Source organism: Nonomuraea sp. NPDC050394, assembly GCF_044459065.1.
Taxonomy (GTDB): Bacteria; Actinomycetota; Actinomycetes; order Streptosporangiales; family Streptosporangiaceae; genus Nonomuraea.
Map to the genome: position 1 here is coordinate 272,888 of NZ_JBITIO010000012.1, position 25,304 is coordinate 298,191.

Here is a 25,304-nt window from a genome sequence, read left to right on the forward strand (position 1 = left end):
GAATGTGCGACACGAAGAGGCTCAGCCTTCTGAAAGCTTCACCTTGGCCCCCCACGAGAATGCACTCCCGTGCAGTTCGACCGCTTCGAGTTGAGCACCCTCCGGCACGTCGAAGACGATCAGGCCGGTGGCAGTGCCGCCCGGAGGAATCTGCTCGAACATCGGCGCGGTGTTTTCGACGAGGACACTGTCGTACTCCGATCTGCCCGCCAGCAGTTTCTGAGCGCCGACCGCAAACGCCTGAATCCCCGAACCCGTGTTCAGCACCGACAACTTCACGAGGATGAATTCGCCCTTCGGAACCCCGCCTGCCCGCGCGCTCTCGGCGCGGCCGTGTCGGTCGACCTCTTCGACGACGATCCTGAAGTCGCCAACCGTGACCACCTCGCCCATGCTCGCCTGCGCGGCGAAGGGCCCGTACCCGTCCACGACGGCGAAGGCACCGAGAACGCCCAGGGCACCGACGACAGCGCCGATGCACAGCAGGACGACCGCCCGGTATCGATTCCTCGGCTGGACCGTCGGTGACGCGCCGTGGGAGGCATCGTTGTGTGGCGCGGGCGTGTACGGGTTCTGGGGTAAACCAGAGTCGGGGGGCATCTGCCCCAAACGCTCAGACATCAAGGCCTCCAAAACCGCTGTGGACGTTCGCGATTGTAAATCGCGAGCCGTTGGAATCCGCGTGTCTCATCATGGCAACGAGCCTGCCAGCCCGGCCTGACAGTCACAAGGCAGGCAATTCCGGGTACTGCGGGGGCGCTGGGCTCCGAGGATATGAGTGGGCAACGCTGCTGCTGACATGGAGCCGTGCAAAGACACCGGTTTACCCTTGGAGCTTGGTCTCGCACCCCCAGAGATCGGCCACCAAGTCCGCTTGAGGCACGCGTGTCCCGCGCTCTGGCGCATCGCGATTAAGCGAATCGATAGCGCCTATGGATACCGTCTCGCCCACCCGATCAGCGACAGAGGGCAGGTATCCATGGGTTGGATGAAGTCAGCCAAACTAGCCGTTGCCATCACTCTCGCCACAGCGGCGAGCCTCGCGCTCGCCCCTACTGGCGTTCATGCTGACGGATGGGTCTACACGGGAGGTTCGGACCTGCCCGGAGACTCCGACGTTGACGGCAGGAACGCCTTCGCGAAGGTGCAGTCCAGTTCTAACCCCGCCGTCGGCTGGACCGTCTATTTCTACGCCTACGACGAGAAGATGTTCCTTGGGAATGCAACATCCACGACGAAGTACGCATGGCTCCATGTTGATGGCCTCATCGACGAACGCTGGATTGCGATCCCGCCTAATGACAACCTCCGGCCCGACGGCGACTGGCCAGAGGGCCGGAGAGTGGGTATCCGCGCTTGCGCCAAACCGGACCTCGCCTTCTGCGGCCCTCTCTATAAGGGAATCTCGTAGGCATGACGCCTACGTCGCCCAGAAGCAGGCGTAGGTGAACAACGAGAACAAGCCCCTCTGGGAGGGCGGGGGCTTCGCTGCGTCCGGATGCGACATCCTGGGCACGTGCGCCGCTTACGAATCTTGCTCGGGTCAATCTCAGCCACAGTCCTCGTAGCAGGGTGCAGCGCCCAGCAAGACCCTTGCGAACACGCCCGGGGCCGCGCCGCCCGCCACGACAAGCTGTGGAGCTCCCAAGCCGGGGACAGCGACACGCCATTCCGGCTCATGTTCGCCATCCTGGAGAACCGAGAGTGTTTCGCCGCTGACGAGATCGAGCGCGCGGAGCGGATAGCGCCTATGTGGGATCACACACGGCCCCGCCCAGAGGGTTTGCGCACGTCCTACTCCCCCAGCGCGGCCCGGCCGGCCTCGGTGAGCACCAGCAGCCGCCCCACGGCACGCACTCCTTCACCTTCGAGCTCCACCCAGCCGCTGTCGAAGAGCACCGCGAGCGTCGGCTTGGGGATCTCAGCCCGGCGCGGGCTCGTGGCCAGGTAGTAGACCTGCCCGTCCCGGATGCGCTCCAAGACGGCGCGTTGGGCTGGGGTAGGTGTGCGTGGTGCCACAAGCTCACGGTAGCCGTACAACCGGCGTGAACCTAAGGGCTGTTTGAGGCGTCCCAAAACGTAGGGATGAAGGTCCCCGACAGGCGAGGGTCATGTCCGGCCGTCCAGCGCGCAGAGGCAGACGTGGGCAGCGAGCCAGACATGGGCGCCAGACAGAACGCCACTCTGGGACAACCGTTGCCCGCTCCGAGTCGTCTCACATCAGGCGGCACCTGACGCCGGCGAGGTTACCGGTCTGGACGAAGAACAGCGCCGTCTCGCACCGGTAGTCGCCAGCCGCGGGTCCCGCCATGATGTGGACGTCTACGTCGCCGATACCGGACCCGCCGCAGAGCCTCCCACCCAGGTAGTAGCCAGCGCCCGTCGGGTCCGGGGTGCGCGTGCCGTTCGCGCAGTCGTAGACCCCGCCCGCATAGGCGGGGGCGGCCATCAAAGGCACAGCCAGCAGAGCCGCGCCGAGCAGGGTTGCTACGCGTCTGGGGAACATGCCCTGACGATAGGTCTCTCGCCTGCACGCTCCTAGATGCCGCCATCACCATCAGGTATGCATTTCTCACGAATAGCCGGGCCACCGCTGAACGAGACGTAGCCGTACAACGCAGAGAGTCCCACACCCAAAGGTGCGGGGACTCTATCGACCCGGGCGTCAGACGCGGCTGCACATGTACGCGCTGATACCGCCGCCCGCGCTGAATACGATGACGAACCTGCAAAAATAGGTGCCCGCGTCCGGGCCAGCGCCGACGATTCCCTTCAGTGGGCCTGAACAGCCATCGCCGCCCACGCGGAGGCTGCCGTCGTTTGGTCTGCCGTACGACCCCGCTATCGCAGCTGTAGGCCAACGGCGGGAGTGCTTGGGCTGGTGCTGCCAGCGTGGAGGTTGCCAGCAGCGCCGCACCCACGATGGTGGCGAAGCGTTTGATGGTCATGGCCCGGACGGTAGACCGCGAGGCAGGGACGCCCAGAGGCGTCCATCACCCACGACCGTGCATTCCTCATATGAACAAGCCCCGCCCGACCGCAGGCGCTTCACCTTCTGCTCCAGCGTTGCCGTTCGCAGCAGGAGCTGTGTAGGTGCCATGATGGTGGCAACCGGCTGTTCATGGTGGTCTTCGGGCCTCGTGCTGGCTTGGTTTCGGGTAATTCGACGGCCTCCGGGCGCTAGGGGTAGCGCAGCTTTCCGGAGGCCGTCTCACGTACATCCATACCGGTGTCGTCGGCCCACACCGCGGTGGATAGGCGAACAGGAGCCCTCACGTCAAGCGCCCGCGCCGCCGGACTCCGCCAGTTCCTCCTGAGTGGCCAGCCGCAGCGTCTGCCACCCGTCCGCAGCCGGTTCCACTCGCCACGCCGGGGGCGGACTCACATTCCCGAACTGGGGAAGATCCTGCACCATCAGCTCGGCCTCCGGTGCCAATCGAGCACCCGTCAAAGTCGCTCTGTCCGTCCCTACTGTATTCATGAGCACGATATTGCCGCCGAAGGTCACGGCGTCGAAATGGGCGGTGCGAGCGAAGGTCACGTGCGCGAATCTGACGGAATTACTGAAGGTCGCGCGGCGGAACCGGGCGCCATCGGTGAACGTTGCACGATCGAAACCAGCGCGCCAGCTGCAGACTACCTGCTCGAAAATGGCGTCCAGCATGAAGATTACGTCGGCAAATCCGGCCTCGCCGACAAAGGTTGCCTGGTAGAAGTTGGCGTCGTGGGTGAAGGTTGCATCGTCGAACCTGGCGTCGCGGCTGAAGGTCGCTCCGTCGAACTCGGCATTGCCGGTGAAGGTCGCCCCGCGGAACCAGGCATCCCCAGCGAAAATAGCACCACTGAAATGAGCGTCACCGGCAAAAATAGCACCACTGAAATGAGCGTCACCGATGCGGCAGCTATCAAGACTAAAATTGATCAGGGTTGTGCTGGTGAGATCGAGACGAATACCAGGCCAGTGACGGTCGTCGAGGTTCGCCGCGCGGAGATGCCACCGGAAGCGCGTGGCTGGTGTCTCTTCGCGCAGGTGATCGGCCAGGATGCGCTGGGCGGTGAGTCGGACCTGACGTTCTTCGTGGGGGTCGTGCGTAGCTATCGTCGGCTTGGAGACACCGCCGACCGCAGCTCGGGGAACGCCGGGCTCGCGCTCGGGCTTGTCATCACCCGGAAGCTGGTAGGGCATGCGTAAATACGCACAGACCACGTCAACGACGGTCTGACGCAGGGCGGGGGTGTCTTGGGCCAGGCGCTCCAGCGCGTACAGGCCGCCGAGCCGTACTGGGGCCTTGTCGTTGCCGAGCTGCTCGACCGCTTTCGTGTACAGCTCGGTCACCCGGCGTTCGGCGGCGTCGTGAGCAGTGTGCCATGTGGCCACCTCCTGATGGCGTTGCCGCCGTACGGCGAGCAGCAATGTCACCCCCGCACCGACGCCAGCTGCGGCCGCGAGCGCGGTGCGCAGCGCCTCAATCCGGGTGGAGACCTGTTGAGGGATCGGCAGTTGAGGCAGACCTTGGAGCAGCCATTGCGCGGTGCCCCACGCAGCGGCTCCGATGAGGAGCGCGCCGGGCAGGACCCACCACAGCATCGAGCGGGGCGGGCGTAGCTCGGGCGGGCGTGATGGCGGTCCGGGGTAACCGCGGCGACGAATCCTCATACCTCATTGCACTCCGGTCTGCAGTTCCGGCGAGGCTGGGTGCTCAAGTCGTGATCAGGCGGGAATAACGCCAGGTTATCGGCCCCCTGCTTGCCTGCCGCAGTTTCGGTCGACTGCTATTGTCGAACACGTGAACGAGGCTCACTGTCGGAGGATGGCCGCGCAGGCGCGCACTCCGGCCTGCGCCCTCCTGGCCGCCGGCGAGGTGTTCCCGACGTTGCTCGGCTACCACCGGCAGTACGGCGACGCCCTCGTGGAGCTCGCCGACCTGGCCGACCGCAGCACCGGCGCCCAGATGCAGCGGCGCACCCGGGCGCTGACCGCGATGGGCACATGCTGCACGAAGCCCTGCGCATCCGCTACACCGACGGTCTGGCCGCAGACGACGACGAACGCGCCGCGTACGACCGCAGCATCTACGGCCGCTCCGCCCTATGGCACAAGCTCGGCATCACCGGCCTGACCGGCACGCTGCCTTCCAGCTGATTCTCCTGGTATGGGTGAGCGCCGAGCGGCGCGCCGACATCGAGATACTCGCCCAGCGCGGCCTCGGAGTACTCATCCTCACGGCCTGAGGTCCGCCCAGAAGGCATCGTGATCGCTCCATGTGCCCATCGAGACCGTCCCGGTGGGATTGGTGGAGGGAAAACCCCAGCCGCCGTTGCGGGTGAACACGTGCTGCCGCTTGCCGTCGCTCTTGCGGGTAAAGCCGGGGACGTTGCGCATGCAGTTTTTGAGTTTCTGCTGCTCGTCGGCGTTGTTCCACCGGAGGTTCATGTCGCCTGAGATGATCAGCGGCCCCCGGGAGGCCCAGGTGTTCGCCGTGTGCAGCAGTTGCGTGCACTGCGCCTCGTTCGCGACGACCCCGAGGTGGCTACCACACACCGTGAAACTCTTCATATTGCGGCAGCCCATGATGCGCTTCTCGGCCTCGCCCGGGTCCTGATCGCGATAGACCACATACTTCTTGTAGTCGTCCCACGGCTCGGGCAGTTCCTCTGCGGTAAGAATCGCCGTACCGTACTCGCCCCCGCCGCCCGGCCTCTTTCCACCGCACTTGTGGGGGTCGCTACCGTTGAGCGCGGGGAAGAACGTGTCACCCTTCAGATTGAGCCGCTGCTTAAGGCCCTTGAGGTCGTCGCTGCAGACCTCGTTCATGACCACGACAGACGGCCTCGGGTTCAGGCTCGCGAAGACCTGCGACGCCTTTTGGATCGTCTGTGGCGCCCGGGTCGCGTCGCTTCCGGGCTTGTCGTCCCAGCAGGGGGCCATGCCGCTGTTGCAAAGGTTGAGCTGCAGCACACGGACCCCAGGGTGCTGAGGAGCCGCAACCCCGGACAACGGAGCAGCAACCCCGGACAACGCGAGGGTCGCGGCAACCATGAAGTGAATCATGCTCGATAGGCTAGAGTTCGCCCCTTTCGATCCGCTTTCGACACATCACGTGCTGGTGTTCGCGGCGACGACTGGATGCGCAGCGCTCCACGGTAGCCCTACAACGAGCGTGAACTTATGTGTCGTTCAGGGCGTCCCAAACTGTAGGGATGAGAGTCCCGTGAGGCGAGGGTCGTGCCCGGCCGCCCGGCATGCGCAGACCGGCGGCCGGACACCAACACCGCCTCGTCCCTAATAGGGGAAGCAGTGGAATCCGCTCACTCCGCCACCGCTGTACACCATCGTGTTGTAGCAGTAGAAGGAGCCGGCGTAGTAGCCCGAGGTGATCGTGATTGTGCCGTCGCCCGACCCCTGACCGACACATCCAACTGCATGGACGACGTAGCCGTAGCTGTCGGAGATGAAGATGGAGTTGCCGTCGGTGCACCTCCAGTCGCCGGAGGATGAGGCGTTCGCGGCCGGTACGGACACCGCGAAGGCGATGGTGACGAGTGCAGCGGCAGCGAAGGTTCTGACCGCAGTGATCATGTGGAGTCCCATCCGCTCGACTTCGTCCTGCGCGGACGATAAACCGCGCCGCCCTTCCAGCCCAGGGGCGTACATCACCTGCATCCGTGCGTTCCTCATACGAAGAAGCCCCGCTCCCCTCCGCCTAAGCAGAGGGGAGCGGGGCAACGTCAGCAACGACGGCTCTGCGAGGTGATTACGTCGTAATCACCTCGCAGGCACTACCGCTGGTCGAGAGGCAGATCAGGACGGCGGGGTGTGCTTCGTCTTGTAGCCGGACACGTACGTGATCAGGCCCGGCAGACGCGGTACGGCCAGCGTCTCCAGCCAGTCCGGCAGGAACGCGATCAGGTCCAGATCTGCGTTGACGGCCTGCAGAACGGTGAGGCCGGCGAGCAGCCCCAGGTACCTACGCCCTCGAATGTGTTGCCCGTGACTCCGTGCGGGACCATCCCACGGTCATGGACGTCCTGGCGGCGTTCGTGCGTGAACAATCGCACGACGTATGAGTAGATCGGACAGCAGACCGCGAGCTCCTAGCCGCCGACGTCCAAGCAGCTGTGACCGTCCTTGCCCGGTCCGATAGGGAGCATTTGGTCGATCTGTCGGCTGCGGACCTGACCCGCGCGCACCTGCTTGGCGCGAACCTCACTCGCGTGAACCTGGCTGCCGCGGACCTCACCTTCGCGAACCTCACCAGCGCGAATCTCACCCGTGCGAACCTGCGCGGCACGAACTTGCTCGGCGCGATCCTGACCGATGCGGTTGGGCTGCCTGCCCATCTTCGTCCTGCCTCCCCGGCCGAGCCGCCCACCCCGCACAACGACTAAGCCACCACTCTCGCACCCCGGAGGGCCTGGATTAGGTTGCTGGCTTCGTCCACGCCCACGTCAAATCCCACGTGGCGCGTCCACCTCACCGGTGATGGACAGGTCGACCGCGCGCTGCCAGCCCGGCACACCGACCGCGACTTCGGCCCGTACACGCCGTCGACGTCGATGTTCCAGCCGCGCTTGGCCAGCTTGGCCTGCCACGTCCGGACGTCCTCGCCGTCCAGGTACGGCTCCGCCAGCTTGAGTACGCGGCCGGGCCAGCGGGGGACGCCGTCCTTCCACACGATGATCGGCGGCGAGGAGGTTGGAGACGGTGCGGCTGCCGTCTATGACCGCGTTGTCGCCTATGGTCAGGGCGAAGCCGGTCCGGTGCAGCTGGGTGATGAATGACGCCGCCGATAGGTCGACGACGAGCCACTCGGCGGAGACGCCGGACGCGCCGGGCCCGCAGCTGTCGGGGAAGGCGTCGAGCCAGTGCAGGAGCCGGTCGGCGTACTCGTTGTCGGTGAGTTGGCGGCGTTCCTTCTTGGAGTCCCCACCGGCATTCGCCGGCGAGGCAGACGCGGCGCTGCCCTTCGTGGTCAGGGGTGGAGACGCCGACGAGGACCGCGGCGAACGGGTTGACGGTGCCGTAGCCAACGCCAACGCTGACCCAGCGCTCCATGAGCGGCAGCCGGTCGACGACGTGCCGGTCGGGGTCGAACATGTGAAAAATCACGCCTTCGGCCATACATCACTCGCCGAGCACGTAGCGGCACTACCACAACCCGGTGTACTCGGATTTGAGGTTGGCTACGTACGGCGGGTCCAACGACGGGTTGTCGTCGAGGATGGAGTGCCACCAGGCGAGGTCGAGTTCGCCAGCGCGCCGCAGGAAGCGTTTGCGGACCCAGTGGTTGGGAGCGTCGGGGTTCGTCGTGGCGAAGATCTTGCTGCCGGGACGCCGCACCTGGCCAGGAGCTCATCCACGTACGCGCCCGCGCACGTCATGCCGCGCAACCGGGACTCGGCGCATGTCGTTGGCGGAGATGATCTCCACGCGGCGACCCGGGATGTTCGCGGTCGGGGCGCCTCACGTGTACCAGATCTTCTTCGCCAACGACCCCGTCAGGTTGGGTCCATGAGCGGCTCGAACATGTCGCGCGAGATGGTGTCGTCTTGCCCCACGATGACGAGCGAGCCCCCGCGAGGTGCGGTGGCGATGTACATCAGCCACCGCAGCAGGCTCGCGATGGTCTTGCCGGAGCGCACCGCCCCTGTCCAGATTTGGATGTGGCGACGGCTTCGCCCATGGAGCGCAGCTGTTTGTCCGACATCGTGACCAGCGCGGCCGCCGCCAAGCTCATGGCGTCACCTCGACCGCCTCCACCTCGACGTCGGCGTACTCCGCTGTGTGGGAAGGCAGCGCGCCCTGCCGTTCGGCTTGGATCTGCTGGAACAGCGCGCCGAGCAGGGAAATGACGTCGGAGCTTTCGGCGCCGGCCCGTCGAGGTGGTTGACGCGGATGCCCGCGCTCTCGGCGCGGTCGGTCAGGTAGACGTCGAGGGTGTGAGCGGACGCCGGTCTCCAGGAGGAGCCGGATGATCGCCGCGGTGCGCAGTCGCTGCCGCCCCTCGTCGGCGTCGGCGGTCTTACCCGTTTTCGCCTCGACCCGGGTGAGCGCGACCGTTTCGGAGTGGCGGCGGTCACCCGCGGGCGACGCATCCGCTTGAACGCTTTGCCGTCGACGGCGTCCTCGCCGGCGAGGTAGTCGTACCACGACGACACCGCGGACAGGCGGCGGGACATCGTCTTGGCGGGGATCGGGGCTCCGGCTTGGAGTTCGAGCCAGCGTTTGTACACGGCGCCATGTTCCGGCTCGCGTCGGGGTCATGTTCGGCGTAGAAGGTGAACCAGCGTTGGATGTCGCGCCGGTAGGCGTCGCGGGTGTCGGCCGAGTCGTAGCTGAGCAGCCAGATGCGACCATGGTCCACCCCGAACCCAGGCGTGACCTGGGGTTTTCGTGTTCCGTAGACTCAGAGTTACAACGGCACTTGATCGCGCCGTGGGTGGGCGTCAATGTCGCTGCGCCCGAAACATGCGAGGTGACGATGTACCCGAGCCACGACGCACGACTCGCACTCGCCAGGGCCGTCGCTCACGAGGTGGGTCAAGGGTGGCGTGTGGAGACGCACACGGATTACATGGTTGTCCTCTCCCGCGGCTACAGGTCACCGCCGCCGGTCAATCACATATTCCACCTGCTCCTCAGTGTCTTCACCTGCGGCTTCTGGTTGCCGGTTTGGGTGCTCATCTCCATCTTCAGGCCCCGGCCGCCGCAGTATGAGCAGCAGGTCATTAGGGTGGGCGCCTACGGCGTTGTGTACCAGCAGTAGGCTGGCGATCGGACGGCCATGCATTGCGTTCAATACCCATAACGCTCCGCCGTCGGCCCAGATTTGCGCGCTGACCGAGGAAGCCCCATCGTCGGGGTCGGTGAGTAAGTGACCAGGGGTACCCCCTACCCCATGAGGCGGACGGCATGGCTGCGCGACTCTACGAATTCCACCTGTTGTACTGTGTTCGCTTCGCCCGGATTGATCGCTGGAGAGGTTCCTCATGGCCGACCGCACCACCCTCATGGACGAGCTGGCCAAGGCCGAACAGCGCCTGCAGGCGGTACAGCTCGCCGGAGACGTCGAAGAGCTGGACCGGCTGATCGACGAGCGGCTCGTCTTCACCGGGCCGCCGGACAACCGGTACCACCCGGATGCCAAGCAGCTCGATCTCCACAACCACCGCTCACGGACACTGGTCCTGACCAAACTCCTCCAGGAAGACCTCACCGTGCTCGTCGCGGGGGACACCGGCGTCACCTGCTTCCTCGGCACGCTGGAAGGCAGCGTCGCCGGAACGCCGTTCGCCGGACGGATGAGCTACACGCGGACGTGGGTTCACACGAACGAGCACGGGTGGCGCATCCTGGCCGCCCACGCCAGCCCGGCGTAAGCGGGTGCGCGGCACGGACTGACCGGCTCGTGGTGCGACTCGAACCGCACGGCGGCCTTCAGCCGTAACCGCTCCCGCCGTTGTCGCTCCTCGGGCGTATCCGCCCGGCCGCGTCGCATACCCCGACACACACCCGCCACAGCGGACCGTCACGACGCTACGAGTTCAAGCTGTGCACGTGGGGAATCTGCGGGCGGGATGAGATCGCCCGGCATCGTGGCGGGCTCCTGCCTGCCAACTCCTCACCTCCCCGCGCCCAGCGTCCTATGAACGCCCTTCCGTCCCTCAGCGGATCCTCAACAGGTTCTCAACATCGGCCGCCCTACCTTCCCCTCCATCAAAGGAGAGGAAGGCGACATGAGAGTGAAACTGTTCGGATCGCTCGCGGCCACCTCCATCGCCGTGGGACTGCTCGCCAGCGTGCCGGCGCACGCCGCGAGCGTCTCCGGCGCGGGATCCGCCGGTACGCCGGCCGCCGCGGCCGCTTCGGCTCTGGGGACGGCCCCCGCGTGCGTCGCGCGCTACGTCAGCAAGTTCCACCAAACGATCATCCTGCGCAACACGTGCAAGAAGAAGATGTGGGTCAAGGTGATCATCAAGCGCGGCCCCGACAGCCCCTGCTACGGCATGGGCAAGGGCAGCGTCAGGGCCTGGAAGTGGGGCACGCCGCTGTCCGGCTACGACAAGACCGTCACCTGCTGAAAGGGCGAAGTCATGAACAGAAGGTTCCGCATCGGCGCGGCCGCGTTCGTCGCCGTCGCCGCCCTCGGGCTCAGCACGCCCGCGGCGGTCCAGGCCGCCGCTCCGCAGCCCGCGGCCGCCGCCGCCTCCGTCCAGATGGCCCGCTGGGTCACCTACGGGCACTACCCGACGAAGTGGCAGTGCAAGGCCGCCGGGAAGTTCTACACGACCGGCAAGAAGCTCGCCAAGGAATACCGGTGCGTACGGAAGGTCAAGATCGGTCCCTTCAAGACCTACCGTCTTGATCTGCTGATCACCTGGCTCTGATCATGCCGGCGCGCCCATGGACCTGTGGTGATATCTCACTGGATATGGGCGCGCCGACGATACCGCTATTGGACAGGGTGACGCCTTGCCTGTTTGGCTCCTGCCGTTCAGTCAAGCGATCAGCAAGGAAATCACGCCCTATGCGCATCACTCGTATCCCAGCCGGTCTCGCGTTGGCCGCCGCGCTCCTGGCCGGCGGTGTGACGACGGCGCCGGCCGTACAGGCGAAGCAGTCGCCGGAGGCCGGCGCGCGCAAGGAACTGCGCGCGCTGGAGGTGGCCTTCGGTGGCCGTATCGGCGCCTATGCGATCGACACGGGCAGCGGCAGGACGTTCGGTTACCGGGCGGGTGAGAAGTTCCCGCTGCTGTCGACGTTCAAGGCGCCGTTGTGCGGGGCGGCGCTGCACCGGGCGCGCACCGTCGAACCCGGGCTGATGGAGAAGGTGGTGAAGTGGACGAAGGCGGACCTGAAGCCCAACTCCCCCACCACCGAGAAACATGTCGAGGACGGGCTCACGGTCGCCCAGCTGTGCGAGGCGACCATCACGCTGAGCGACAACACCGCCGGCAACATGGTGCTCAAGCAGATCGGCGGCCCGTCCGGCCTGACCCGGTACTTCCGCACGCTGAAGGACCCGATCTCCCGCCTGGACCGCTGGGAGACCGAGCTCAACGACTGGAACCCGAAGGAGCGGCGCGACACCACCACGCCCGCGGCCATCTCGCGCGACATGGTCAAGCTCACCGCGGGCAAGGCGCTGCACCCCAAGGACCGCGAGCGGCTGAACGGCTGGCTGATCGCGAGCAAGACCGGTGACGAGCGCATCCGCGCGGGCCTGCCCAAGTCCTGGCTCATCGGCGACAAGACCGGCACCAACACCGAGATCGGCGCCGGCAACGACATCGCGGTCGCCTGGCCGGGCAAGTCGGGCGCGCCGATCATCATCTCCGTCTACACCAACCGCGACCAGCCCTCGGTCGACAACACGGTGATCGCGAAGACCGCGACCATCCTGGCCCGCGCGCTGGGCAGGATCTGAGCGCTCACGTGCCGGGGTCGCCCGGCAGGAGCGTGGCCAGGGCGGCCGCGCAGAAGAGCGCCGCCAGGATCGCCCACGTCAGCCCGCCGACCACCTGCAGCAGGCCGGTGACCAGGAGCGGGCCGAGCACGTAGCGGCCGAAGGAGCGGCCCATGCCGAACGCCGCGAGGTACTCCGCACGCCGTTCGCCGGGGGCCAGCGCGTACGACAGGGTCCAGGCCGCGGCCACCACCGCGATCTCGCCGAACGTCAGCACCACGATCGCCACCGGAAACCAGGACGCCCAGAACGCCAGGCAGGCGACCGCCAGCGCGACGGCGCCCGCCACCTGGCAGCGCCTGGCCGCCGTGACCGAGGCGGTGAACCGGGCGGAAGGCACCATGAGCGCCACGCCCAGCACCGTGTTGATCGCGTACAGCAGCCCGATCCAGGCCCTCGGCACCTGCCCGTCGGCGATCAGCCACAGCGGGAACCCCAGGTTCAGCACCGGCAGCCACAACTGCAGCAGGGTGTCGATGCCGGCGAAGGCCAGCAGCCGGCGGTCGCGCAGAGCGCGCGACCGCCGGACGGGCGCGGGCGCCGGGGCTGTGGTGCCTCGCCGGCCGATCGTGCGGACCAGCAGCGCGGTCAGCAGGTACGCCGCCGCGTTGACCAGCAACGTCACCTGAAAGGCCGAGCGCCCGGAGGCTCCGGTCAGCAGCCCGCCGAGGGGCCCGCCGACGCTGATCCCGATGTTGGCGATCGTGCGGTAGGCGGCCATGACGCGCCCCCGCCGTTCCTCACCGGCCAGCTCCGCCACGAACGCCTGGGTCAGCGCCGCGATCGCCTGGTCGGCCACGGTCACCGCGCTCACGGCGGCCAGAAACCCCCAGAACTCCCCCACGAGCGCGTACGCGGCGGTGCCGCCGGCCCGCACGAGGTGCAGCGCCACCAGCATGCGGCGTACCCCGACCCGGTCGGCCAGCCGTCCGAGCGGTGTCGCCCCGGCCATGGCCACGCATCCGGCCACCCCCATGCCGAGGCCGACCTGGGCGATGGTCAGGCCGACGAGCTGGGTGAAGTACACGGCGGAGAAGGCCAGGAACAACCCGGCGCCCAGGTAGTCGACCAGCCCCGACACGAGTAACCGGCGAATGGGTGCAGTATAGTGCGCCATAGACGCAATATACTGTGCGCATGGATCCCGTAGAGCCGGTCAGCCGTGCGCTCGCCGCCAACCTCCGCGCTGCCCGGCAGGCCCGCGGATGGCGCCTGGAGGACCTGGCCACACGTTCGGGGGTCAGCCGCGGCATGCTTCAGCAGATCGAGACCGGCCGGACCAATCCGAGCATCGCCACCCTCGCCCGGATCTGTTCCACGCTGGGCGTCTCCATCGGCCGCCTCGTCGAGCCGCCGGAGGAACTGGGCCATGTCGTGCGCGCCGCGGAGGTGGCGATCCGCCCCGCCGGACCCGGCGGGCAGGCGCGGCTGCTCGTCAACGACGGGCGGGCCGAGTTGTGGGACTTCCTCATCGCGCCGGGCCAGGAGCTGCGCTCCCCCGGCCACCCCGAGGGCACCGGCGAGCTCCTGCACGTCAACACGGGTGAGCTGGCGGTGACGGTGGGCGGAGCGGCGTTCTCGCTCGGGCCCGGCGACGCGCTGCGGATGCGCGGGGACCGGCCGCACGTCTACGTCAACCCGGGCGAGGAGCCGGTCCGCTTCACGATGACGGTCATCTACGGCGGCAGGCAGGATCCCCGCTTCGCCGTGTGACGCGTGGCGCCGTCCCCGGACCACGGGCAGGCGCCACCCTGACGCGGGCGGCTAGGCGGCCTGGAGTTGCGGGTAGTCCGGGAGCCGCCAGTCTCCACCGCGGTCCTCCGTGGAGAGGCGTGCCACAAGGTCGGGGACGCGGAGCGCGGTGGCCAGTCCGGTGACGGTGAGGAAGGCGTCGATCGCGCGCTGGGTCATGGGCATGCCCAACCGTAGGAGGCGCGGGTTGACCTGGCCTTGGATCTCCTCGGCGAAGGGTCTCAGGATCGTGTCGTAGTTCGCCAGCGCCGCGGGCAGGTCATCGGGGTGCTGGTTGATCTCTCCGGCCAGGACGTAGGCGCCCACCAGGCCGCCGGAGACGCCCATGCCGCTGTAAGGGGAGGCGCAGTGGGCGGCGTCGCCGGCCAGGACCACGCGGCCCTTGGACCAGGTGCCGATGCGGACCTGGACGACCTCCTGGGAGTAGAAGAACGGGCTGGTTCCCATGCCGTCGATGAAGCGCTCGGTCTGCCATCCGGCGCCGGCGAACCTGCCGGCCCAGAACTCCCGCTGACGCTCGATGGGCTCGCGGTGAATCGCCGAAGCCTCCTCGGAGTCCTCCCTCATCACGAAGTAGACCTGCGTCTCGTTCGGATTGTGGCTGCGGCGCATGATCTGGCGCCCGCCCGGGATCATGTAGGTGTCGCGGATGTTGCCGTCGGAAGCGATGCGCGGGACGAACCAGTAGGCCATGTGGATGCCGACCCGCCAGTACGGGTCGAGTCTCTCGGGCAGGATCGCCCGCCGCAGTCGCGATCCCTGCCCGTCCGCGCCGACCAGGAGATCGAATGCCTCCGATGATCCGTCGGACAAGTGCGCGACGACCTGGTGGTCATCCTGATCGAAGCCGTCCACGCTGATGCCGAAGACGTACCGCACGTCGTCCTTCGTCGCGTCGTTGAGAATGCGCACCAGGTCCCCGCGCATGATCTCGTACTCCGATGTCAGGCTCTGGCGGCCCTTCCCGGAGGTGTTGGCCATGATCGTCGCCCTGGCCTTGCCGTTGGCGTTGACGAACGCGACGCCCGCCTCGTCCACGAGCTTGCTCCGGACGGCGCCCATGAGGCCCATGCGCTCGATCGCCTCGATGCCCTGGCCGCGCAGGTCGACCTGGGCCCCTGTGGCCCGCAGCGCCGGGAAGCGTTCGACGACCGTCACCCGGTGACCACCGCGGGCGAGCCAGTAGGCCAGCGCCTGCCCGGCGATTCCGCCGCCGCAGATGAGGATCTTCAAGGAGCGGGTTCCTGATGCGAGAGCCATGTCGCCAACCTCTTTATCTATCACTGATAGGTTCGTCCATCAGGGAACTCTATCGGTGATAGTTTGTCAACCGTGGTGAAAGTGAATCGACAGACCGTCATCGCCCAGGCGCTGGACCTCCTCGACGAGGTCGGCCTGGACGCCATCAGCACCAGGCAGCTGGCCAGACGCCTGGGCGTGGAGCAGCCGTCGCTCTACTGGCACTTCCGGAACAAGAAGGAACTCCTCGGCGCCATGGCCGAGGCCGCCATGGCGCCCCACGCCGAAGCACCGCTGCCGGCCCCCGGCCAGGACTGGCGGGAATGGTTCCGGGACAACACGCGCAGCTTCCGCCACACCCTGCTCATGCGCCGCGACGGCGCGCGCCTGCACTCCGGATCCAGTCCAGGCCCGGCCGACCTCGACCGGATCGCCCACAAGATGGCCTTCCTGACCGCCTCCGGCCTGCCCGAGAAGGACGCCCAGATGGCGATGATGGCCGCCGGCCGCTTCACCGTCGGCAGCGTCCTGGAAGAACAAGCCGACACCGACCCCGGTACGGCCGACCACCAGGCGGCTTTCGAGGCCGGACTGGCCCTCATCCTCGATGGCCTGGCCCATCGCGCCGAGCACGCCCGGCAACCGGCCGGCACACACGTGGGCGGCGGGGAGCTGTAGCGAACCGTGTGATGATCGGTGGATGGTGAGACGGGTCCTTCGCGCGCTGCCGGCCGTACTCCTGACGGCTGCCTGCACGAGCAGCCCCTCCCCGCCCGCACGCACCGCCAAGGCCGGGTGCTCGCTGAAGCCGGGACGGCACAGCCTGCGCTTCGCCGGCGAGGAGCGCACCTACCTGCTGTCACTGCCCGGCAAAGGCAGGGGCCCCTGGCCGACGGTGCTGAACCTGCACGGCCTCGGCTCCAACGCCGGCCGCCAGGCCGAGAAGAGCCGCCTGCCCAAGGCCGGCGCCGCGCGCGGGTACGCGGTCGTCACCCCGCAGGTGGCCCGCTACCGCATGGCCTGGACGCTGCCCGGCTACTACGGCCCCGACGACACCGGCTTCCTGACCACGCTGCTCGACAAGCTCGTCGCCTCGGGATGCGCGGACAAGGACCGGCAGTTCGCCGCCGGCATGAGCTACGGCGCCGGGATGACCATGGCACTGGTCTGCGCGATGAAGGGCCGGCTGGCCGCCGTCGCGCCGGTGGGCGGGCTCAACATCGTGCCGCCCTGCCAGGAGGCGGCGCCCACCACGATCGTGGCCTTCCACGGCACCGCCGACGGCACCGTCCCCTACCGGGGCGGGCACCCGTTCTCGCGGGCGACCTCGCGGCTGCGGACGCTGGCCAAGCTGGTACGGCTGGCCTCGGTGGAAGGCACCGCCCGCCGGTGGGCCCGCGTCATGGGCTGCGCCGCTCCCGCCACCTCCAAGGTCAGCACCGGCGTACGGCTGCGCACCTGGAAGGACTGCCGCCACCGGACGAGCCTGCGGCTGTACACGATCGGCGGCGCCGGCCACGTGTGGCCACGCCCGGACCACGGCCGGCGCATCGACGCGGCCGGGCTGATCCTGGACGCCTTCGACGCCGTCAGTGTCCGGCGGGGCGGGTGATGAGGGCGTCGATCAGGCCGGGGAAGGCATCGTCCAGGTCGGCCCTGCGCAGGGTGTTCATGCGCGAGGTGCCGACGTAGTACTGCCGGATCAGGCCCGCCTCGCGCAGCACGTTGAAGTGGTGGGTGGCGGTGGACTTGCTGACCGGGATGTCGAACGCGCCGCACTTGATGTCCTGGCCGGAGGCGTCGAGCTGGGTGACGATGCTGCGCCGTACCGGATCGACGAGGGCTTCGAGCACCTGCTGGAGGTCGAAGGTGTCGGGGTGGGGCGGGGTGCGGGCCATGACCCCATAGTACGACAGGCATCGAAGTTTGACACTCATCGTACTTCTGGCCCACAGTGGTGGCCATGACGAGGACGGTGCGTTTCCACGAGATCGGCGGCCCCGAGGTAATGCGGCTGGAGGACGTCGATCCCGGCCGGCCGGGGCCCGGCGAGGTGCTGCTCCGGGTGGGGGCGATCGGGGTCAACCGGGCGGAGGCGTTGTTCCGCGGCGGCCACTACATCGAGCCGGTCAAGGAGCTGCCCGCGCGGCTCGGGGCCGAGGCCGCCGGGGTGATCGAAGAGGTCGGGCCGCAGGTGGCGGGGTTCGCCGCCGGGCAGGCGGTCAGCGTGGTGCCCGCCTTCTCCGCCAACGACTACGGCGTCTACGCCGAGCGGGCGATCGTGCCCGCCGCGGCGCTCGTCCACCGCCCAGCGGACGTGGACGCGATCTCCGGCGCTGCCGTCTGGATGCCCCACGTCACCGCCTACGGAGCCCTGGTCGAGGTGGGCGGCCTGCGGGCCGGGGACACGGTGGTGATCAACGCCGCCTCCAGCAGCGTCGGGCTGGCGGCGATCCACACGGCGCTGCGCGTGGGCGCCGTCCCCGTCGCCGTCACCCGCACCGGAGACAAACGGCGGCGGCTGACCGAGGAGGGCGCGGCCGAGGTGATCGTCTCCGCCGGGCAGGACGTGACCGGGCGCGTGCTGGAGATGACCGCCGGCCGCGGCGCCGAGTACGTCTTCGACGCCGTCGCCGGCCCCGGCGTCACCGACCTGGCCAGAGCCGTCGCCCCCGGCGGCACTCACTTCCTGTACGGCGCGCTGAGCGGCCTGCCCACGCCCTACCCGGGCTTCGACCTGGGCATGCCCGCCCTGAACCTGCGCACGTACACGATGATGGAGACGACCAGGGACCCGCGGCGGCTCGCCAGGGCCGTCGCCTTCGTCCGCGCGGGCCTGCGCGCCGGCGCCTTCCGCCCGATCGTCGACCGCGTCTTCCCGCTGGAGGAGATCGTGGCCGCGCACCGCCACATGGAGTCCGGAACCCGGTTCGGCAAGATCGTGGTGACCACCGGCTGATGGGCCTTCCGGCGCGACGGCCGGGGCGGTATGAACACCTCGGGGAGATTTCTCATCTTCGACGGGGAGAGTCCATGAGCGACGAGGTCGCGTCATCATCGAAGCCGTCGCGCGCCCCGGCCTGTCGGCCGAGCGCGTACGCCAGATCGTGGCCGAGCATCCCGGGATCCTGAGCGAGCTGGAGGTGGCCGAGCCCGGCCGTCTGCTGGTCAGCGGCGCCGAGGCCCTCGGCCACGACCCCGGAGACGACGCGCCCTTCCGCGCGACCGTCTTCGACCCGGTGGGCAACCGCGGCCTGGAGCTCAGCGGCACCCTCGACCGGCTCGACGACACCGAGGTCAGGCCCACCGCCGCCCGCCCCGAGCCCGGCAGGGACGAACTCGCCGCGGCCGCCGCCGTCCTGCGCGCCCACCCGGCCTTCCCCGCGGGCGAGGACGTCGTGGTCTACCGCCCCATGCCGCCCCTGGCCGACCTGGACAATCCCGACGGCACCACCACCCGCCGCCCCGCCCTCGGCCTCTACACCCCGAGCGACCCCACCGGACTTCGCCACCGCATCGTCGCCGTCGACGTCCACGCCGGCACCGTCGACTGGACCCCGGCCGGCATCAACGTGCGGATGCACCACGACTGCGAGGACACCGTCCCGGAGGAGGTCGACGCGCTCGCCGACCGCGGCGGTCCCGACCAGGTGCGGGTGCGCGTGATGCGCGGCGAGAGCGAGCTGTGGAACCTCATCGTCGTACGGCCGCGCGCCTCCTCACCCCAGGACGGAGCCGGATCCGGCGTCGAACTGCGCAACGTCCGCCACAAGGGCCGCCTGCTGCTGCGCCAGGCCCACCTGCCCATCCTCAACGTCGAGTACGAGGAGGGCACGACCTTCCGCGACGGCGTCAGCTTCGAGACCCGCTTCTCGGCCACCGGCAGCGACCCGGTCGGCTGGGGCTGGCGCCTGTGCACCGCCGCGCCGCGCACCATCATCGAGCGTCCCTCCACCGACGCCGGCAACTTTCAGGGCGTCGCCTTCCACCACGACGGCGAGCAACTGCGCATCGTCAGCGAACTGGCCGCCGGCTGGTACCGCTACGCCTCCGACTGGCGCCTGGGCGACGACGGCACCATCCGTCCGCGCTTCGGCTTCGCCGCCACCCGCAACCCGATGACCTGCAAGGTCCACCGCCACCACGCGTACTGGCGCTTCGACTTCGACCTCGACGGCGCCGAGAACGACGTCGTCGAGCAGGTCAACGAGAGCGGCTCGATCATCCCCGAACCGGTGCCGATCATCCGCGAGACCTCCCGCAAACGCCGGCACCCCGCCCTGTACTGGCAGGTACGCGACAAGTCCTCCGGCCGGGGCCTGCAACTGCATCCCGGCCCCTTCGACGGCACCGCCGACGCCTTCGGCATCTCCGACCTGTGGTTCCTGCGCCACCACCCGGGCGAGCTCTACGACGGCGACCCCGACCCCCGCAACCGCGCCATGCTCAACCGCTTCGTCAATGGCGAATCCATCAACGGCGCCAACCTCGTCATCTGGTACGCCGGCCACTACTACCACGACCAGGCCCACCCCCAGCCGCACCAAGGGGAGCTGATCGGCCCCGAACTGATCCCCCTCCCCTGACGGATACGCTGGTCTGCCATGAGTCAGGTTGAACAGACGACGGCGCGGGCCCTGCTGCGCAGGCTCGCCGTCGAGCAGAGTGAGTGCCGGGTCCCGTCGCTCGCGGCGGCGATCGTCCGCGACGGAGAGATGGCCTGGTTCGGCGCCCGCGGGCAGGTCGAGGGTGCCGCGCCGACGGCCGACACCCAGTACCGCCTCGGCTCGATCACCAAGAGCATGGTCGCCGCCCTGGTCATGCGGCTGCGCGACGAGGGCGTGCTGGGCCTGCTCGACCCGGTCGGCGGGCACGTGCCGGGCACGCCGTTCGACGAGGTGACGATCGCGCAGTTGCTCTCGCACACCGGCGGCCTGACGGCCGAACCGCCGACCGACTGGTGGGAGCGCACGCCCGGCCTCACCGCCGAGGACCTGTTCGCCCGGATCGGCCCGGCCGAGGCCAAGCACCGCCCCGGCCGCACCTTCCACTACTCCAACGTCGGCTACGCCCTGCTCGGCCGGCTGATCGCCAAGCACCGCGGCATGACCTGGTACGAGGCGCTGCGCCGGGAGGTGCTGGAGCCGCTCGGCATGACCCGCACCACCCTGCGCCCGGCCGCCCCGCACGCCACCGGCTTCGCCGTCCACCCGTGGGCCGACGTGCTGCTGGAGGAGCCCGAGCACGACCACGGAGCCATGGGACCCGCGGGCCAGCTGTGGTCAACCGCCGCGGACCTGGCCAGATGGGCGGCGTTCCTGGGCGGCCGGTGCGAGGGCGTGCTGTCGCCGGAGACGCTGGCCGAGATGGGCGAGACCGCCGTGGTGGCCGACGGTGACGCGTGGGTGGCCGGGTTCGGACTCGGCCTGCAACTGGCCCGGATCGACGGCCGCCGCCTGAGCGGGCACGGCGGCTCCATGCCCGGCTTCCTGGCCGGCGTGTGGGCCGACGCGAACGCGGGCACCGGCGTGCTGTTCCTGGCCAACACCACCTCCGGCGTGCGCTACCAGCTGCTCAACGAACTGCTGGCCATCCTCGACGAGCACGAGCCGCGCCTGCCCGGGGAGTGGCGGCCGGTCGCCACCGACCCCGCGCTGCTGGCGGTGACCGGGCTGTGGCACTGGGGCCCGACCCCCTTCCACCTGCGGGTGCTGCCCGACGGCAAGCTGTCGCTGAACGCCGTCGCCAACTCCAGCCGCGGCTCGCGCTTCGTCCCCCAGGCCGACGGCACCTGGCTCGGCCTCGACGGCTACTACGCCGGCGAGACCCTGCGGGTGGAGGCCGACCACCTGGACCTCAACACCTTCATCCTGACGCGCGAGCCGTACGAGCAGGGACCGCCGATCCCCGGCGGCGCCGGGGAGTGGCACGCTTGACCGGTCGCGGCTGACCTAGGGCCTCAGTCGGTGCCGATCTCCATGGCGGCGTGGTCGAGCAGCTCGTCGGCGTCGGGACCCTCCGGGCGGGCGGCGATCACGTCGGCGCCGCCCTCGGGCATCGCGCCGATCAGCCCGCTGGCCGCCGTCTGCGTGACGCCGATCAGCGTCGGGTGCGCGCTGCCGACCATGCCGAGCCTGGCGTACTGCTCCAGCTTGGCGCGCGAGTCGGCGATGTCGAGGTTGCGCATGGTCAGCTGGCCGATCCGGTCGACCGGGCCGAACGCGGGCTCCTCGACGCGTTCCATGGACAGCTTGTCCGGGTGGTAGCTGAAGGCCGGGCCCGCGGTGTTGAGGACGGAGTAGTCCTCGCCGCGCCGCAGCCGTAGCGTGACCTCGCCGGTGACGGCGGTGCCCACCCAGCGCTGCAGCGCCTCGCGCAGCATCAGCGCCTGCGGGTCCAGCCAGCGGCCCTCGTACAGCAGCCGGCCCAGCCGGCGGCCGTCGTTGTGGTAGGCGGCGAGGGTGTCCTCGTTGTGGATCGCGTTGACCAGCCGCTCGTAGGCCGCGTGCAGCAGCGCCATGCCGGGCGCCTCGTAGATGCCGCGGCTCTTGGCCTCGATGACCCGGTTCTCGATCTGGTCGGACATGCCCAGGCCGTGCCGTCCGCCGATGGCGTTGGCCTCCAGCACCAGGTCGACCGAGGAAGCGAACTCCTTGCCGTTGATCGACACCGGCCGGCCCTGCTCGAAGCCGATCGTCACGTCCTCGGCGGGGATCTCGACGGTGGCGTCCCAGAAGCGCACGCCCATGATCGGGTCGACGATCTCGATGCCGGTGTCGAGGTGCTCCAGCGACTTCGCCTCGTGGGTGGCGCCCCAGATGTTGGCGTCCGTGGAGTACGCCTTCTCCGTGCTGTCGCGGTACGGCAGAGCGTGCGCGACCAGCCACTCCGACATCTCCTTGCGGCCGCCGAGCTCGTGCACGAAGTCGGCGTCCAGCCAAGGCTTGTAGATGCGCAGGGAGGGGTTGGCGAGCAGGCCGTACCGGTAGAACCGCTCGATGTCGTTGCCCTTGAAGGTGGAGCCGTCGCCCCAGATCTGCACGCCGTCCTCGAGCATGGCGCGCACCAGCAGCGTGCCGGTGACGGCCCGGCCGAGCGGGGTGGTGTTGAAGTAGGTGCGCCCGCCGGAGCGGATGTGGAACGCGCCGCACGCGAGCGCCGCGAGCCCTTCCTCGACCAGCGTCTCCCGGCAGTCGACCAGGCGGGCGATCTCGGCGCCGTAGGCGGTGGCGCGGCCGGGGACCGACGCGATGTCGGGCTCGTCGGCCTGGCCGACGTCAGCGGTGTACGTGCATGGGATTGCACCCTTGTCGCGCATCCACGCGACCGCTACTGAGGTGTCGAGGCCGCCTGAAAAGGCGATCCCGACTCTTTCGCCGACTGGCAGGGAGGTGAGAACCTTGGACACGAGCAAAAATATATACACACCACTGCATGTCCATGCAAGCCTTTCCAGTCTCTGAGACGGGCCGATGTCGAAAAAGTCCCCGGGGCTTCGACTTCAGGATGAAGCCGGCGATCCGAGGGAGCCCTTGATGAAGTACCTGATCCTGATCTACAGCGGCCCGGAGAGCGCGGAGCGGCCGGACCTGGCGGAGGAGGTGACCGAGCTCGGCGAGCTGGTCGCGGGCGGGGTTCTGGCCGACCCGGTGAACACCGTGACCGTGCGCGTGGCGCGCGGGGCCGCGCTGGAGGAGCAGCTGTCCGGCTACCTGGTGGTCGACTGCGACTCGGGGCACCGGGCCGCCGAGATCGCGGCCCGGTTGCCCGGCGCCCGCACCTCCACCGTGGAGGTACGCCCGATCATGGACCTGTCCGGCCAGGAGATGTGACCGGGCACACGCGTCAGGAGAGCTCGTCCGCCAGCTTGCGGAAGTGCGCGCTGGACCGGGGAGCTGACCTCGACCCGGCCCGAGCACGTCTCCGGGGCTCGGGTCACTTCGTCGATCATGCGGGCCACCAGTCGGAGACGTCCGCACCGGAGGCATGCAGCGTCTGGCGGATGAAGTCCTCGATGTCGGCCGCGGTCCGCATGTGGCGGCCCTCCCCGGTACGCAGGTCCTGGACCCATCCCGCCAGGCGGGGAGCGGCGCCGGGGACCTCGCGGACCTCCACGTACACGCGGAGCAGGAACGCGTGCGCGCCTTGCCCGAGGCTTCCCTCCACCGGCGGCCACCCTTCAGGCGACATGCCGCCTTTCTAAGGCAGGGGCGTCACCCGGCCGTCACCGGAAGTCTCCCCGGTGTCACCGGGCGGGCGCGGCGTGAGCGCGCGCAGTTCGTCGGCCGCGCGTCCCAGCACGTCGGCGAGGCCGCGCAGTTCGGTTTCCGCGCGTTCGAGCTGCCCGAGCAGCCGTACGTCGTGCTCCTGTCCCGGTATCCAGGCGGCAGGGGCACCCGAGGCGATGCGGGCCGCGGCGGCCGTCGTCTCCGGCAACGGGTCCACGCCCAGCTCGTCGCGGAGCAGCCGCCTGCAGATCTCGTACTGGCTCAGCGCCTGCGCGCGGCGTCCCGCCGCGGCGTGCATTTCGATCATGGCGCGGTGCACGTCCTCGCGCAGCGGCTCGGCGTCGAGTATGGCCTGGCCGAACGTGAGCGCCGTGTCGAGATCGCCGGTGCCCCGGTACCAGGTGAGGAGCCTGGCCATGGCCCGAAGGTGCAGCTCGCGCAGCCGTTCGCGCTCCAGGACGACCCAGTCGTCGTAGGTGCCTTCGAGCAGGTCGCCGACGTACAGGCCGACCGCGCCCTTCAGCCGCTCGGCGTCGGCCGCCGACACCCGCCCCGGCCCGAGCGCGGGCGTCACCGCGGCCTCGAACCTGGCGACGTCCACGCGGGCGTCGCTGCGGCCGTTGAACGACATCGCCCCCGTGGGCTCGACCAGCAGGTACGTGCCCCGCGCCACGTGGGCGGGCTCGATCACCCTGCGCAGCCGCCAGAGCGCGGTGTTCAGCCGCCGCCTGGCCTCGGCCGTGGACAACCCACCCCAGAACGCCGCGGCCACCACGTCACGCGGCTGAGGTCGCTCCCGCTGGAGCACCAGGTAGGCGAGCAGGCTGGCCGCGACCGGCTGCAGTTGCAGGCGTCCGCCTCTCGTGGTGCCTTCTCCCCGGACGACCGAACGATGGTGCCCCAACAGCTTGATCTCCAGCATTCCTGATCCCCCCTCACCTATTCGGAGGGCCGGCCCGGCCCGTTGATACATCCCTGTTCCCAGGCCGTCCGGTGCCGGGGTGGCGGGCTGCTCACGTGCTCCTGAACAGCCGGTCCAGATGCACGTCGATCGCGGCGAGCGCGTCCTGGGGCTCGATCACGTCGAGTTCGATCAGGGAGGTGAAGCCGGTGAGGGCGAGGAGCAGGTTCGTCTCGGTCGCCGGGTCGTGGCCGGCGTCGATGTGCCCGTCGGCGATCGCCTGGCGGACCAACTGCTCGACGACGGCCCGCCCTTGGACGAGGCCGCGGCGCGCCTGCTCGTGTACGGCCTCGTCGTGCAGCGCCTCCAGGACGTAGGCGGCGCTCATCCGGCTGGTCGCGCGGGCCTCGGCATGCAGGGGGAGCATCTCCGCGAGCGTCAGTCGCAGCACGTCGCGGGGGTGCGGACGGTCACCGAGCTTGTCAAGCCCCTGATGTACGCGCACCGAGGTCTGCTCGGACGCGAAGTCCATGGCGAAGGAGAGCATGGCGGTCCGGGAAGAGAAGTAGTGCTGCAGCTGCCCGAGTGACATGTCCGCCTCCTGCGCCACCACGCGCATCGTCAGCTGTGTGACGCCGCGCTGCTCCACCACCCGCCACAGTGCGCGGGCGATCGCTTCGCGGCGTCCCCGGTGATCCACCTGTTTCGGCATCGCCG

At 68.9% G+C, this 25,304-nt stretch carries 29 protein-coding genes; 14 read left to right on the top strand and 15 right to left on the bottom strand.

Going from position 1 to position 25,304, the window contains the following annotated elements; all coding sequences use genetic code 11:
* Positions 1-21 precede the first annotated feature (21 nt).
* Entirely contained in the window at positions 22-621 is a 600-nt protein-coding gene (locus ACIBKY_RS38510) for a DUF4352 domain-containing protein (RefSeq protein ID WP_397104779.1), read from the bottom strand.
* Between the two features lie 157 nt (positions 622-778).
* On the opposite strand from ACIBKY_RS38510, the gene ACIBKY_RS38515 reads away from it, so the two are divergent.
* Entirely contained in the window at positions 779-1,411 is a 633-nt protein-coding gene (locus ACIBKY_RS38515; protein ID WP_397104781.1) for a hypothetical protein, read from the top strand.
* 383 nt (positions 1,412-1,794) lie between these two features.
* Here the strand turns inward: ACIBKY_RS38515 and ACIBKY_RS38520 are convergent, their stop codons facing one another.
* The 3 genes from ACIBKY_RS38520 to ACIBKY_RS38530 form a co-directional block, all read right to left on the bottom strand.
* A complete protein-coding gene (locus ACIBKY_RS38520) occupies positions 1,795-1,980 on the bottom strand; it encodes a hypothetical protein (protein ID WP_397104783.1) in 186 nt (61 codons plus the stop codon).
* Positions 1,981-2,215: 235 nt separating this feature from the next.
* On the bottom strand, positions 2,216-2,506 hold the full coding sequence (locus ACIBKY_RS38525; protein ID WP_397104785.1) for a hypothetical protein: 291 nt from the start codon (positions 2,504-2,506) through the stop codon (positions 2,216-2,218).
* 771 nt (positions 2,507-3,277) lie between these two features.
* Positions 3,278-4,588, bottom strand: coding sequence for a pentapeptide repeat-containing protein (locus ACIBKY_RS38530; RefSeq protein ID WP_397104787.1), 1,311 nt, complete (start codon positions 4,586-4,588; stop codon positions 3,278-3,280).
* Between the two features lie 402 nt (positions 4,589-4,990).
* Between ACIBKY_RS38530 and ACIBKY_RS38535 the strand changes: the two genes are divergently transcribed.
* Positions 4,991-5,143, top strand: a complete 153-nt coding sequence (locus ACIBKY_RS38535) for a hypothetical protein (protein ID WP_397104789.1) — start codon at positions 4,991-4,993, stop codon at positions 5,141-5,143.
* 78 nt (positions 5,144-5,221) lie between these two features.
* Here the strand turns inward: ACIBKY_RS38535 and ACIBKY_RS38540 are convergent, their stop codons facing one another.
* On the bottom strand, positions 5,222-6,052 hold the full coding sequence (locus tag ACIBKY_RS38540; protein WP_397104791.1) for a hypothetical protein: 831 nt from the start codon (positions 6,050-6,052) through the stop codon (positions 5,222-5,224).
* 231 nt (positions 6,053-6,283) lie between these two features.
* Positions 6,284-6,664 (bottom strand): hypothetical protein, encoded by a 381-nt coding sequence (locus ACIBKY_RS38545; RefSeq protein ID WP_397104793.1) that lies wholly within the window; start codon positions 6,662-6,664, stop codon positions 6,284-6,286.
* A 455-nt stretch (positions 6,665-7,119) separates the two neighbouring features.
* On the opposite strand from ACIBKY_RS38545, the gene ACIBKY_RS38550 reads away from it, so the two are divergent.
* Positions 7,120-7,389, top strand: coding sequence for a pentapeptide repeat-containing protein (locus ACIBKY_RS38550; protein ID WP_397104795.1), 270 nt, complete (start codon positions 7,120-7,122; stop codon positions 7,387-7,389).
* Positions 7,390-8,149: 760 nt separating this feature from the next.
* Here ACIBKY_RS38550 and ACIBKY_RS38555 read toward each other — a convergent pair.
* Both ACIBKY_RS38555 and ACIBKY_RS38560 read right to left on the bottom strand, forming a co-directional pair.
* Positions 8,150-8,341 carry a phage terminase large subunit gene (locus tag ACIBKY_RS38555; RefSeq protein WP_397104797.1) on the bottom strand — a complete coding sequence of 64 codons (192 nt, stop codon included), beginning with the start codon at positions 8,339-8,341 and terminating at the stop codon, positions 8,150-8,152.
* 158 nt (positions 8,342-8,499) lie between these two features.
* Positions 8,500-8,643, bottom strand: a complete 144-nt coding sequence (locus ACIBKY_RS38560; RefSeq protein WP_397104799.1) for a hypothetical protein — start codon at positions 8,641-8,643, stop codon at positions 8,500-8,502.
* 1,347 nt (positions 8,644-9,990) lie between these two features.
* On the opposite strand from ACIBKY_RS38560, the gene ACIBKY_RS38565 reads away from it, so the two are divergent.
* The 4 genes from ACIBKY_RS38565 (at position 9,991) to bla (ending at position 12,428) form a co-directional block, all read left to right on the top strand.
* Positions 9,991-10,380 carry a nuclear transport factor 2 family protein gene (locus ACIBKY_RS38565; RefSeq protein ID WP_397104801.1) on the top strand — a complete coding sequence of 130 codons (390 nt, stop codon included), beginning with the start codon at positions 9,991-9,993 and terminating at the stop codon, positions 10,378-10,380.
* 357 nt (positions 10,381-10,737) lie between these two features.
* On the top strand, positions 10,738-11,082 hold the full coding sequence (locus ACIBKY_RS38570; protein ID WP_397104803.1) for a hypothetical protein: 345 nt from the start codon (positions 10,738-10,740) through the stop codon (positions 11,080-11,082).
* Between the two features lie 12 nt (positions 11,083-11,094).
* Positions 11,095-11,388, top strand: a complete 294-nt coding sequence (locus ACIBKY_RS38575; RefSeq protein WP_397104805.1) for a hypothetical protein — start codon at positions 11,095-11,097, stop codon at positions 11,386-11,388.
* A gap of 140 nt (positions 11,389-11,528) precedes the next feature.
* On the top strand, positions 11,529-12,428 hold the full coding sequence (bla, locus tag ACIBKY_RS38580; protein ID WP_397104807.1) for a class A beta-lactamase: 900 nt from the start codon (positions 11,529-11,531) through the stop codon (positions 12,426-12,428).
* Between the two features lie 4 nt (positions 12,429-12,432).
* Here bla and ACIBKY_RS38585 read toward each other — a convergent pair whose 3' ends face one another.
* Positions 12,433-13,584 carry an MFS transporter gene (locus tag ACIBKY_RS38585; RefSeq protein ID WP_397104809.1) on the bottom strand — a complete coding sequence of 384 codons (1,152 nt, stop codon included), beginning with the start codon at positions 13,582-13,584 and terminating at the stop codon, positions 12,433-12,435.
* A 20-nt stretch (positions 13,585-13,604) separates the two neighbouring features.
* On the opposite strand from ACIBKY_RS38585, the gene ACIBKY_RS38590 reads away from it, so the two are divergent.
* On the top strand, positions 13,605-14,180 hold the full coding sequence (locus tag ACIBKY_RS38590; protein ID WP_397104811.1) for a helix-turn-helix domain-containing protein: 576 nt from the start codon (positions 13,605-13,607) through the stop codon (positions 14,178-14,180).
* Between the two features lie 51 nt (positions 14,181-14,231).
* On the opposite strand, the gene ACIBKY_RS38595 is transcribed toward ACIBKY_RS38590, so the two are convergent.
* The gene (locus ACIBKY_RS38595; RefSeq protein WP_397104813.1) at positions 14,232-15,479 is read right to left on the bottom strand and encodes an FAD-dependent oxidoreductase; all 1,248 of its coding nucleotides are present in this window, start codon (positions 15,477-15,479) and stop codon (positions 14,232-14,234) included.
* A gap of 81 nt (positions 15,480-15,560) precedes the next feature.
* Here ACIBKY_RS38595 and ACIBKY_RS38600 point away from each other — a divergent pair, with 81 nt between their 5' ends.
* Both ACIBKY_RS38600 and ACIBKY_RS38605 read left to right on the top strand, forming a co-directional pair.
* Positions 15,561-16,136 carry a TetR/AcrR family transcriptional regulator C-terminal domain-containing protein gene (locus tag ACIBKY_RS38600; RefSeq protein WP_397104815.1) on the top strand — a complete coding sequence of 192 codons (576 nt, stop codon included), beginning with the start codon at positions 15,561-15,563 and terminating at the stop codon, positions 16,134-16,136.
* Positions 16,137-16,158: 22 nt separating this feature from the next.
* Positions 16,159-17,070 carry an alpha/beta hydrolase family esterase gene (locus tag ACIBKY_RS38605; RefSeq protein ID WP_397104817.1) on the top strand — a complete coding sequence of 304 codons (912 nt, stop codon included), beginning with the start codon at positions 16,159-16,161 and terminating at the stop codon, positions 17,068-17,070.
* Here ACIBKY_RS38605 and ACIBKY_RS38610 read toward each other — a convergent pair.
* Entirely contained in the window at positions 17,048-17,356 is a 309-nt protein-coding gene (locus ACIBKY_RS38610; RefSeq protein ID WP_397104819.1) for an ArsR/SmtB family transcription factor, read from the bottom strand. The genes ACIBKY_RS38605 and ACIBKY_RS38610 overlap by 23 nt on opposite strands.
* Before the next feature lie 65 nt (positions 17,357-17,421).
* On the opposite strand from ACIBKY_RS38610, the gene ACIBKY_RS38615 reads away from it, so the two are divergent.
* The 3 genes from ACIBKY_RS38615 to ACIBKY_RS38625 all read left to right on the top strand — a co-directional run bounded on the left by ACIBKY_RS38615 (position 17,422) and on the right by ACIBKY_RS38625 (position 21,394).
* Complete coding sequence (locus ACIBKY_RS38615) at positions 17,422-18,417, top strand: zinc-dependent alcohol dehydrogenase family protein (RefSeq protein WP_397104821.1); 996 nt, start codon at positions 17,422-17,424, stop codon at positions 18,415-18,417.
* Positions 18,418-18,565: 148 nt separating this feature from the next.
* Positions 18,566-20,044: a hypothetical protein gene (locus ACIBKY_RS38620; protein ID WP_397104822.1), complete on the top strand. Its 1,479-nt coding sequence runs from the start codon at positions 18,566-18,568 to the stop codon at positions 20,042-20,044.
* Between the two features lie 18 nt (positions 20,045-20,062).
* Positions 20,063-21,394: a serine hydrolase domain-containing protein gene (locus ACIBKY_RS38625; protein WP_397104824.1), complete on the top strand. Its 1,332-nt coding sequence runs from the start codon at positions 20,063-20,065 to the stop codon at positions 21,392-21,394.
* Positions 21,395-21,417: 23 nt separating this feature from the next.
* On the opposite strand, the gene argG is transcribed toward ACIBKY_RS38625, so the two are convergent.
* Positions 21,418-22,866 (bottom strand): argininosuccinate synthase, encoded by a 1,449-nt coding sequence (argG, locus tag ACIBKY_RS38630; RefSeq protein ID WP_397104826.1) that lies wholly within the window; start codon positions 22,864-22,866, stop codon positions 21,418-21,420.
* 127 nt (positions 22,867-22,993) lie between these two features.
* Here argG and ACIBKY_RS38635 point away from each other — a divergent pair, with 127 nt between their 5' ends.
* Complete coding sequence (locus ACIBKY_RS38635) at positions 22,994-23,290, top strand: YciI family protein (protein ID WP_397104828.1); 297 nt, start codon at positions 22,994-22,996, stop codon at positions 23,288-23,290.
* A gap of 115 nt (positions 23,291-23,405) precedes the next feature.
* Here ACIBKY_RS38635 and ACIBKY_RS38640 read toward each other — a convergent pair whose 3' ends face one another.
* The 3 genes from ACIBKY_RS38640 to ACIBKY_RS38650 all read right to left on the bottom strand — a co-directional run bounded on the left by ACIBKY_RS38640 (position 23,406) and on the right by ACIBKY_RS38650 (position 25,299).
* Positions 23,406-23,624: a hypothetical protein gene (locus ACIBKY_RS38640; protein ID WP_397104830.1), complete on the bottom strand. Its 219-nt coding sequence runs from the start codon at positions 23,622-23,624 to the stop codon at positions 23,406-23,408.
* Positions 23,625-23,657: 33 nt separating this feature from the next.
* Positions 23,658-24,608 carry a BTAD domain-containing putative transcriptional regulator gene (locus ACIBKY_RS38645; protein ID WP_397104832.1) on the bottom strand — a complete coding sequence of 317 codons (951 nt, stop codon included), beginning with the start codon at positions 24,606-24,608 and terminating at the stop codon, positions 23,658-23,660.
* Positions 24,609-24,699: 91 nt separating this feature from the next.
* On the bottom strand, positions 24,700-25,299 hold the full coding sequence (locus ACIBKY_RS38650; protein WP_397104834.1) for a TetR/AcrR family transcriptional regulator: 600 nt from the start codon (positions 25,297-25,299) through the stop codon (positions 24,700-24,702).
* Positions 25,300-25,304: the final 5 nt, after the last annotated feature.